9 protein-coding genes and 1 pseudogene are annotated in these 9,625 nt (G+C 61.8%); 5 read left to right on the top strand and 5 right to left on the bottom strand.

Translation table 11 applies throughout. The features are described 5' to 3' along the window. Nucleotides 1-88: 88 nt before the first annotated feature. Nucleotides 89-382 carry an EF-hand domain-containing protein gene (locus M3461_07475; GenBank protein ID MDQ3774202.1) on the bottom strand — a complete coding sequence of 98 codons (294 nt, stop codon included), beginning with the start codon at nucleotides 380-382 and terminating at the stop codon, nucleotides 89-91. A 568-nt stretch (nucleotides 383-950) separates the two neighbouring features. After that, entirely contained in the window at nucleotides 951-1,421 is a 471-nt protein-coding gene (locus M3461_07470; protein ID MDQ3774201.1) for a PA2169 family four-helix-bundle protein, read from the bottom strand. A gap of 597 nt (nucleotides 1,422-2,018) precedes the next feature. On the opposite strand from M3461_07470, the gene M3461_07465 reads away from it, so the two are divergent. The 4 genes and pseudogenes from M3461_07465 (at nucleotide 2,019) to M3461_07450 (ending at nucleotide 3,815) form a co-directional block, all read left to right on the top strand. Then, a complete protein-coding gene (locus M3461_07465) occupies nucleotides 2,019-2,201 on the top strand; it encodes a septal ring lytic transglycosylase RlpA family protein (GenBank protein ID MDQ3774200.1) in 183 nt (60 codons plus the stop codon). 24 nt (nucleotides 2,202-2,225) lie between these two features. Next, complete coding sequence (locus tag M3461_07460; protein ID MDQ3774199.1) at nucleotides 2,226-2,399, top strand: septal ring lytic transglycosylase RlpA family protein; 174 nt, start codon at nucleotides 2,226-2,228, stop codon at nucleotides 2,397-2,399. A gap of 113 nt (nucleotides 2,400-2,512) precedes the next feature. Beyond that, a pseudogene (locus tag M3461_07455) lies at nucleotides 2,513-2,776 on the top strand (glycoside hydrolase family 15 protein). A 580-nt stretch (nucleotides 2,777-3,356) separates the two neighbouring features. Next, nucleotides 3,357-3,815, top strand: a complete 459-nt coding sequence (locus tag M3461_07450) for a hypothetical protein (protein MDQ3774198.1) — start codon at nucleotides 3,357-3,359, stop codon at nucleotides 3,813-3,815. 607 nt (nucleotides 3,816-4,422) lie between these two features. Here the strand turns inward: M3461_07450 and M3461_07445 are convergent. The 3 genes from M3461_07445 to M3461_07435 all read right to left on the bottom strand — a co-directional run bounded on the left by M3461_07445 (nucleotide 4,423) and on the right by M3461_07435 (nucleotide 7,866). Continuing rightward, complete coding sequence (locus M3461_07445; protein MDQ3774197.1) at nucleotides 4,423-4,977, bottom strand: META domain-containing protein; 555 nt, start codon at nucleotides 4,975-4,977, stop codon at nucleotides 4,423-4,425. Between the two features lie 61 nt (nucleotides 4,978-5,038). After that, nucleotides 5,039-5,704 (bottom strand): NrdJb, encoded by a 666-nt coding sequence (locus M3461_07440; GenBank protein MDQ3774196.1) that lies wholly within the window; start codon nucleotides 5,702-5,704, stop codon nucleotides 5,039-5,041. Between the two features lie 11 nt (nucleotides 5,705-5,715). Then, on the bottom strand, nucleotides 5,716-7,866 hold the full coding sequence (locus M3461_07435; GenBank protein MDQ3774195.1) for an adenosylcobalamin-dependent ribonucleoside-diphosphate reductase: 2,151 nt from the start codon (nucleotides 7,864-7,866) through the stop codon (nucleotides 5,716-5,718). A 430-nt stretch (nucleotides 7,867-8,296) separates the two neighbouring features. Between M3461_07435 and gltA the strand changes: the two genes are divergently transcribed. Then, the gene (gene gltA, locus M3461_07430; protein ID MDQ3774194.1) at nucleotides 8,297-9,613 is read left to right on the top strand and encodes a citrate synthase; all 1,317 of its coding nucleotides are present in this window, start codon (nucleotides 8,297-8,299) and stop codon (nucleotides 9,611-9,613) included. Nucleotides 9,614-9,625: the final 12 nt, after the last annotated feature.

Raw genomic sequence — 9,625 nt, 5'->3', positions numbered from 1 at the left:
GCCAATGACCTTGCCCCCGGGCGGGTCGCCGCCGGCAGCGACAGCGGCAGACAATCGAGACGATTAGAGCAGACGACCGGGCACCCGGCTAGATGCGTCCTTCGCTCGGCTTGTCCTCGCCACTGTTTTCGATGACCGCGTATTCGTCCTTGGTCAACTTGCCGTCGGCATTACGGTCCGCCTCGGAGAACTGTTCCACCAGGGCAGGGACCGCGACCGCCTCCGAAGAGCTGATGACCCCGTTCTTGTCAGCATCCACCGCGCTGAACTCGGGGATTGCGCCCGCCGGCTCTTGCGGCCTGTCCATATGCTCCTCGGCCATCGCCAAGCCGGAACCACACAGCAAGGCCACGCCGGGTACCAATGATTTGCTGAATCTCATACTAGCCTCCTCCAGTTCAAAGGACTTCTAGATCCGCGGGCCTCGCCCGCAATGTGGGTCAGTCAAGCTCTGTGCCACATCGCATGTTTCGGTTATTTTTTCCCATAGGTTCCAAAAACCTTAACAATCCGCTCGGGAGGGAAACACCGTAGAGAACAGCGGTTACGCTGTGACCGGTGGGCGATAATTTGAGCGTTTCCGTTGCGCAAGCTCCTGATCGATTGGGATAAGCCGCGCGTATCCCCGTGATGACGCCCGAGTAGCCAGCTATCTCGATGGGTTCGGCCCCGGCGCAGCAAAGAACACAAAACGCCTCGGCAAGTGGCTGCGCCCTCCTCGAGGTTTGCGTTTAGTTACAACCCCCAGGATTGAAACGAACGCCAAGGCCTGACCCAGTCGGTATTTTCCCCTTGCGCTCGCTTATCGATCGAACTCTCGATCAGACCCTGCCTGGGCGAGAACCTACCGACGTTCCCCTTTTTGCGCCTGGGTTGGTGTAGCGACTCGACACATCGATTTATCAGAACCCGGATAGCACGGGTGACGATCATGGCACAGTCTCCTATCGTCACACCCTCATCATCAGATCCTCCAGGGCGCGTAGGTGCGCTTGCTGTTTCGTCTCCAGGGATCCGATCAATGGTTTGACCTCAACAGACAAGGCCTCATGGTGAAGTACGGCTTGGTATTCCTTAAGGCCACTCTCCTCGCCTTCTTTCAAGGCCTCCAGCGCGCCTTTATCGCCGAACGGGTTGGCATCGCCGAACGGGTTGGCATCGCCAAACAGCCTCGCGTCCATGCGCAGATGGGATACGCTATCCCATGCCTTTGTACCATTGACCGGTGTTCCCCCCAACCGCTGGACCTCGATTGCGAGCTGTGAGGCGGCGTGAACGTGGTCCACCAGGATGTGGAACAATGCCTGAGTTTGCGGGTCGGGGCCGAGGACCTTCCACGCCTTCTCTTGGAGGGCCTGTTCATAGGTCTCGACCGCCCATAATTCCGTGCTCAAGAGATGATTGATCTTGCGGTGATTCATGCGCGCCTCCACATGATTCGTATCGAGCATCCGCACGGGCGCAACGCCTGTGCCAGACCCCCTCGCTCAGGCGATCTGTGCCCGTCGTTCAACGACGTTTATGATCTCGCGTGAGAGATCCTGACAAGGTTCGAGGGCGGGGTCCGGTAAGGTTTACAGGGGCTCCCGGTAAGGAGTACAGACAGCCGGGCGGGGATCCTCGGCTTGAGGCGTGACACTGTGTGCCGCGAATCGCCGGGCGTAGCGCGAGCCGACTATTAGAACCCATAGTCTTTCAAGCGGTTGTACCGGATCCTTTAAGCTATTTCGCGCGACCGCGCGCTAGTGCGCGATTGGCAGGGGTTCTTGGCGGCGATGGAACGGTAACGAGTACCGGGCGGCAGGTAATCCTTGCCGATGGCCCGCATCCGGCTGTTGAAGTGGCGTCCCGTGTCCCAGAAATTAAACCTCTATATCAATGGGTTGTGTGGCGGATCCGGGTGTGGCACAGGCTTTGTTGCGTCTACGGGCAGAGGCCCGCGAGGAGCACGCGCGAGGAGCACGAAGGTAATGCCGGATTTACAAGCTTCCAATTGCTCACTTCCAAGTGCGTTGCCCGTGCTCGCCACTCTCGTGCTCGCCACTCTCGTGTCGTGGAGCGTGGGATTGACGGCCGTCAGCAGCGCCAGGGCTCACAAGGCTCCGGCCGTCGAAGAGGCCGGCACCGCTTCGTGGTACGGGCCGCGATTCCACGGCAAGAAGACCGCAAACGGTGAGGTCTTCAACCAAAACAATAGCTGACTGCGGCGCAATCGGACCCTACCCTTGGGGACCACGGTCGAAGTGACCAACGTCACGAATGGAAAATCGGTCGAGGTAAAGATAAACGATCGTGGGCCCTACGTGACCGGCCGAGTCATCGATCTCTCGCGCGCCGCCGCCATACGACTTGGGATGAAGGATGCCGGGGTAGCCAGGGTTCAGATCGAGGTTCTGTGAGGGTCCGTCAGTGAGGGTCGGGAGGTGCGCCGTCATCGGAAACTGCACTCTTTGATCGATCGGCGGGGTCGCTACTCGGCGGGGTCGCTACGTTTGGTGTTTGCTACCCGCACTTCGGGATCCCGAGGACATCATTCACGGTCTGTACGCTGTGGTACATCGATGCCCTCGCCGCGATAGGCCGCGGCGAGGAAGGTCGCGAGATCTTCGAGCACCTCCTGTCGTGCCGCAATCATCTCGGTTTGCTCTCGGAGGACATAGACCCGGACACTGGAGAGCTCTGGGGCAAATTCCCACAGACCTACTCGATGGTGGGCCTCATCGTCTCGGCGATGCGCTTGAGCAAGAGCTGGGAGGAGGCGTTTTGGAGAAGCTAGTCACCGTCCCGGCGAACCCGTGCGGCAGATACAGATGCTACCCAACAGCAAGTGTAGAGAGCACACTAGCGCCTTGTCCAAGGTATCCCAGATGACGACGGTCTTCAATTAGTGTTGGCCTACGCCTACCCCCCGCTACTAGGTGGTGCCCACGTCGGCCGAGAGGCGCCACGGGCTCTCAAGCGGCCAGGGTTGGGCGCGATCGGCCCGGCCTCGGGTGGTTCGGCCCCTCCGCGGTAACTCCGCCCGCGCCGCCATAGATGAGCGACCCATCGATCCATTTGTTGGCGTAGACCAGATCGCGGAGGCCGTAGGCCAGGCACCAGGCGATGTCGAAGGGCGCGTTCCAGTCACACGGGGCGGGGGCGAAACACCCCCCCGGCTACCCGATTAGCCGACAAGCCTACATTGTCCCGAGTTGTATCAGTTCCGAAACCGACTGGCCTAGACCGTCCAAGCCGGGGAACAGAGAACTCGCGGTAATGTTCATGGCTCGTAACTTTCGGATAAAGGTGCTCTTCAGCTTCGCGGGGAGTATAAGTTTGCAAAAAAGCTCCCACTCGCTAGGAGCGCCGATTGCATGCGCGATGATCTCGCCGTGATCTCCAAAAATGTTACGGCAAACGCTGAAACCGCCTTGCTGAGCAATCATTCGGTCGGACAGATTGGGCCGACGGCCGAAGAGTACGGCGCGAGGGGCGTTCGGCTGAAGGAACCGTGCTTTGATAAAGGCCTCCGACGCGAGAAGACCATGTTCAAAGCCCTTCTGTTTCATTTTATCGTGCACCGCAAATACGTGAACAATCCAAATTGCCCCATCATGCTCGGGGCACGCAATCGCGGCGAAATACGCTGCGACGTAAATCGAACCGGTCCAATCAAGAAGGCGGGTCGGTGCCCCGTGATGCTGCATCAACGTCCACCAACTAATTGTGTCGGTAGTGGTAGTGAAGGTATTTGGATGGATAATGGTGGTGAGCCTGCGCTTGAAACTCAGCCGCGGCTTCTGCTTCGAGCTGAAGTGCCTGTTGTTCGTTGAGTCGAAGCCGACTCAGGTGTCGCAGCAGGGGCGGTTGTAATGCCCATGAGGCAACGGAGTGGCCCCGAAACGCATAGGCTAGCTTGCCTGGCGGGCCAACATCCAGATCGTCCGCGACCTTGGTAAATTGGTGCCAATTCGTGAGGCAGATTTCATTCATGCTGTGATGCTAACCTCGCGAGTGTGAAGGCTTATGACTTCCGCCGAGCGAGGCTGACCTCGGACGGAAACGGCGCGTGGCCGGCTGGTCGGGCAGAGTGTCGTCATATCGCCGAACTACAGCGTTGAGCGGCGCAACGAGACAAACATAATCCGCGCACCGGCCGCTAGAGGTTCACGCGCGTCCGCTCCAACGCTTCGTAGGCCACGCTTCAACCGCGGCTTTCTTCATCGAGAACCGACCAAATTCGAAATACTCTTCTAGCAACGTCTGCCCCCGTCGCACGTCGGATGCGAAATAGAGTTGACTCCAACCGCGTGGGGATCAAATGGCCGTATCTCCCGTCACTTGATTCGAAGTGCTTGTTGTAACCGGAACTCATCCTTATCAGTCTGTTGCACCAGGATTGCAATGTCGTTTCTAGCGGCAGCGCGGCAGATACAGATGCTACCTTACGCACTCGGGGGATGGCGCCGCGAGGCGCGCCACCGGCTCGCCGCCCGCGTCGAAGAGATCGAGCTCCGGCCCGGAGATCTTCCACGTCTCGGCCTCCGCGAGCGCGCGGAGAAACTCACCCTCAATCTCCATACCCGCCGGACAGGACATCCGCGTCGTCGCTATCCCTGAGAAGCTGATACGCCCGCCTTCGAGCCGATAGCCGCCGAACAGCCGGTTGCACCCACCCGAGCCGTTGGCCTGATCTTTTTCGGGCCGCAGGACCAAGTGGGGTTCGCCCTGCCCTTCCCCGACCACTACCGCTCGCCCACCCAGGCGCGTGAGCTTCCAATGGGTGTTCTCAAGCTCCACCGGATCCACGCGACCGCAGCAGTTCTTGCCTGGCCCCGCAACGCCGGAGCGCTCTGTCAAATGGGCGGGCGGCAGCGCGGTGCCGTCACCCTGGGCCGCCGTCCCCACCATCACGATGAGACCGAGGGCGGCCTGCACCGACAGCACTGCCGCGGTGATGGCCACACCGCGCCCAGGAGGGAAAGCAGCTTTCACGTGAACCGGCAGGACAGGCACAACCGTCGTCGCAGTAACCCCTGCAGCGCCGCCTGCACCCTCACCCGCACTTGGATTCACCACAGTTCAAGCAGGTCAGACAGCCAGCCATCTGGACCATGGCCTTGGTATAGCACTTCGGACACAGCACCGCGCCGCCCGGGAACTCGTCCGTCGCCACCGTCCCGTTCCGGCCCGCGTATTCGGCGCGCTTTTCATCGACCATGCGCCTCCGGTGCGCATCCAAGGGCTCGTCCTGGATGAGACCAATGCTCCGCAGATGGCTCTCGAGCACATCGCCGATCTCGCCGACCAGCGAGGGCATGAAGCGCCCGCCTTTCTTGAAATACCCCCCCTTGGGGTCGAACACCGAACGCAACTCCTCGACCAGAAAGGTCACATCACCGCCCTTGCGGAACACCGCCGACATGATCCGCGTCAGCGCCACGATCCACTGGAAATGATCCATGTTCTTCGAGTTGATGAAGATCTCGAAGGGCCGCCGCATCTCGTGCTCCGTGCCTTCGTTCAACACGATATCGTTGATGGTGACATACAGGGCATGGTCCGAGAGCGGCGTCTTGAGCTTGTAGGTCGAGCCCAGCAACCTCTCCGGCCGCTCGACCTTCTCGTGCATTTGCACGACATCGGCACCCGCCCGCGCCGCGGCGGCCTCCGGCTTCACGACGCTATATCTGACGATGCGTTTCTGGATGTTCTTACTCATTCCGCCCTCCTCTAGAACCTGCCGTAATAGCCTTCCTTGAGCGCGTCGAAGAGATTGGCCGCGGTGTGTGCCTCGCCGTCGTACTCGATCTCTTCGTTGCCCCGGGCCTCGACCACCTCGCCATCCTCCAGCACGAAGCGATAGGTCGTGTTCGCCAGGTCCTGCTCTTTCACCAAGACGCCCTGGAAGGCCTCGGGATTGAAGCGGAAGGTGGTGCAGCCCTTGAGTCCCTGCTCATGGGCATAGCGGTAAATGTCTTTGAAATCCTCGAACGGGAAGTCGGTGGGGACATTCGCGGTCTTCGAGATCGAGGAGTCGATCCATTTCTGCGCCGCCGCCTGGATATCCACGTGCGCCGTGGGTGTGATGTCCTCGGCCGTCACGAAATACTCGGGCAGCCGCCCTTCTTCGCCGACGACCTCCGGCCCCACCTCGGGATCGACCAACGCCCGATAGGCTAGCAACTCGTAAGAATAGACCTCGACCTTCTCCTTGGTCTTCCTGCCCTCGCGGATCACGTTACGGGAATAGTGGTGGGCGAAGCTCGGCTCGATGCCGTTGCTGGCGTTGTTCGCGAGCGACAGCGAGATGGTGCCGGTCGGCGCGATGGAGCTATGGTGCGTGAAGCGCGCGCCGATCGCGGCAAGCGCCTCCACCAAGTCCGGCGCCGCCCCCGCGATGCGCTGCATGTAACGGCTGTAGCGCGCGTGCAGGACCTTGCCCTTGACCACATCGCCCGCCCGATAGCCGTCGCGCGCCATCTCCGGCCGGCGCTCGAGCATCTCGGCCGTAACCGTGAAGTCCTCTTCCATGAGGGGTGCCGGGCCCTTCTCGCGCGCCAGCTCGAGCGCCGTCTCCCAACCGGCGAGGGCCAGCTCGCGGGTGACGCGCTCGGTGAAGGCCACCGAATCGGGCCCGCCATAGCGCAAACCCAGCATCGTGAGCGCGGACCCGAGGCCCAGATAGCCCATCCCATGGCGGCGCTTGCGGCGGATCTCCTCGCCATGCAAGGCCAGCGGGAGCCCGTGGACCTCGACCACATTGTCGAGCATGCGCGTGAAGACCTGGACAACCTTGCGGAACTCCTCCCAATCGAAACCGGCGTGCTCGTCGAAGGGATCGCGCACGAAGCGGGTGAGGTTGACGGAACCGAGGAGACAGGAGCCATAGGGGGGCAAAGGCTGCTCGCCGCACGGGTTGGTCGCCCGGATGTCCTCGCAGAACCAGTTGTTGTTCCACTCGTTGACGCGGTCGATCAAGATGAATCCGGGCTCGGCATAGTCATAGGTCGAGGCCATGATCATGTCCCACAGGTGCCGCGCGCGCAGGGTTTTGTAGACCTTGCAGGCGACCTGGCCCCGGGCGTTGACGAGGTAGCCTTCGTGGGTCGGCCAGTCCCGCCACACCACCGCCGCCGGATCATCGAGGTCGATGGCGCCGTCGGTCTCCGCCAAGGTCAGGGGGAAGGCGAGCGGCCACACTCCGTCGTCTTCGACGGCGCACATGAACTCGTCGGTGATGAGCAACGAGAGGTTGAACTGACGGAGCCTCCCGTCCTCGCGCTTGGCGCGGATGAAGTCCTTGACGTCGGGGTGGCCGACATCGAAGGTGGCCATCTGCGCCCCACGCCGCCCACCGGCCGAGGACACCGTGAAGCACATCTTGTCGTAGATGTCCATGAAGGACAGGGGTCCCGAGGTGTAGGCCCCGGCCCCCGAGACATACGCGCCCTTGGGGCGCAGAGTCGAGAAGTCGTAGCCGATCCCGCAGCCGGCCTTGAGGGTCAGCCCGGCCTCGTGGACCTTGCCGAGGATGTCGTTCATGGAATCGCGGACGGTCCCCGACACGGTGCAGTTGATCGTCGAGGTGGCGGGCTTGTATTCCCGTGCCCCGGCGTTCGAGATGATGCGCCCGGCCGGGATCGCCCCGTGCCGCAGCGCCCACAGGAACTCCCCGTACCAGTGCTCGCGCAGGGCCTCGGTGTCCTCGACCTCGGCCAGCGAGCGGGCGACGCGCTGGTAGGTGTCGTCGATGGTAACATCAATAGGCGCCCCATCCTTCTTCTTCAGGCGGTACTTCTTGTCCCACACGTCCAGCGACGCCGGCTGATATGGCACCTCCAGGGCGTCGTTCGAAACGAGCTTCATCGAGGTCTTTCTCATCACTCCTCCCAATGGAACCGCGTGTAGTCGGGGCTTGCGCCCAGCTTGTCGCCGGTCGGCCGGGGCCTGCCGAGGGGTCCCTCCCCGAGCAAGGGGAGGCTTAGGGTTCGAGGTCCCTGTTCCACCCCGAACCATCGACCGGCGCAAACACAATATATTGGGTTTATCTAAGGATAGCAACCCCATATTCTGTGTCAGGCACGCACTTTTCCCGCGCCACACCCGAGGGCGCTGATCCGCCGCCACATTTCGGACCGAGCCCGGGCTCGACGCCGGTGTGACCACCGTCCAGTCCCACGAAATGCGTCGCAACCGGCTGTTCCATCCGCGTGTACCGCCGTCCCGAGCGGCGTTGCGAAGCCGGGTTTGCTACGCTATATACTAGGGAAGCCTGGTGCGTCGCAACATCCCTTTTCGAGTGGAGGTACCCATGGCTAATGAATCATCACCCAAGACCGCCGGGGCCGTGAGCCTCAGCGAAGAGACCAGAGAACGGCCCGTCCAGCTGCCGCTCTACCAGGGCAGCCTGGGCCCGAACGTCATCGACATCCGCAAGCTCTATCAAGAGACCGGGTATTTCACCTTCGACCCCGGTTTCACCTCCACCGCGAGCTGCGACTCCAAAATCACCTACATCGACGGCGACAAGGGCGAGCTGTTCTATCGCGGCTATCCCATCGAGGAGCTCGCGGAGCAGGCCGGGTTCCTGGAGGTGTGTTACCTCCTGCTCTACGGGGAGCTGCCGAACGCCGCGCAAAAGGTCGAGTTCGAGCGCACCATCACCCATCACACCATGTTGCACGAGCAGATGCTCACCTTTTATCGGGGATTTCGCCGCGATGCGCATCCCATGGCCGTGATGTGCGGGGTGGTCGGCGCCATGAGCGCCTTTTATCACGACAGCACCGACATCGAGGACCCCGAACAGCGTCACATCGCCTCCCACCGGCTCGTCGCCAAGGTGCCGACCATCGCCGCCATAGCCTACAAGTATTCGGTCGGCCAGCCCTTCGTGTATCCACGAAATGACCTGGGTTTTGTCGAGAACTTCCTGTACATGATGTTCGCGGTGCCGTGCGAAACCTACCGTGCGAGCCCCGCGCAGGTGCGGGCCATGGAACGCATCTTCATCCTGCACGCCGATCACGAGCAGAACGCTTCGACCTCGACGGTCCGCACGGCCGGATCGAGCGGGGCCAACCCGTTCGCCTGCATCGCCGCCGGGATCGCCTCGCTATGGGGGCCGGCGCATGGTGGCGCCAATGAAGCAGTGCTCAAGATGCTCACGGAGATCGGCACCAAGGCGCGCATCCCCGAGTTCATCAATCGCGCCAAGGACAAGGCCGACCCCTTCAAGCTCATGGGCTTCGGCCACCGCGTCTACAAGAACTACGACCCCCGCGCCGCGGTTTTGCGCGCGTCCTGCCATGAGGTCCTGGAAGAGCTGGGCGTGGCCCACGAGCCGCTCCTCGAGATCGCGCTGGAGCTCGAGCGCATCGCGCTCGAGGACAAGTATTTCATCGAGCGCAAGCTGTTCCCCAACGTGGATTTCTATTCCGGGATCATCTTGAGGGCCATGGGACTGCCGACTGGCATGTTCACGGTCTTGTTCGCGGTCGCCCGCACCGTCGGTTGGATAGCGCAGTGGAAGGAGATGATCGAGGACCCGACGCAGAAGATCAGCCGGCCGCGCCAGCTCTACACCGGTCATGCGCGCCGTCCCTTCGTACCGGTCGGCGCGCGGTGATCGGCGCGGGGC

It is taken from the genome of Pseudomonadota bacterium, assembly GCA_030860485.1.
Taxonomy (GTDB): Bacteria; Pseudomonadota; Gammaproteobacteria; order JACCXJ01; family JACCXJ01; genus JACCXJ01.
The sequence above is the reverse complement of the archived record's forward strand: the minus strand, read 5'-3'. Positions and strand labels throughout refer to the sequence as shown.

What these genes read in the sequence shown, in the direction of transcription:
- M3461_07435 (MDQ3774195.1), bottom strand. Translation starts at nt 7,866, where the DNA reads ATGAGAAAGACCTCGATGAAGCTCGTTTCGAACGACGCCCTGGAGGTG.
- M3461_07450 (MDQ3774198.1), top strand. Translation starts at nt 3,357, where the DNA reads ATGCGCGATGATCTCGCCGTGATCTCCAAAAATGTTACGGCAAACGCT.
- gltA (MDQ3774194.1), top strand. Translation starts at nt 8,297, where the DNA reads ATGGCTAATGAATCATCACCCAAGACCGCCGGGGCCGTGAGCCTCAGC.
- M3461_07475 (MDQ3774202.1), bottom strand. Translation starts at nt 382, where the DNA reads ATGAGATTCAGCAAATCATTGGTACCCGGCGTGGCCTTGCTGTGTGGT.
- M3461_07440 (MDQ3774196.1), bottom strand. Translation starts at nt 5,704, where the DNA reads ATGAGTAAGAACATCCAGAAACGCATCGTCAGATATAGCGTCGTGAAG.
- M3461_07470 (MDQ3774201.1), bottom strand. Translation starts at nt 1,421, where the DNA reads ATGAATCACCGCAAGATCAATCATCTCTTGAGCACGGAATTATGGGCG.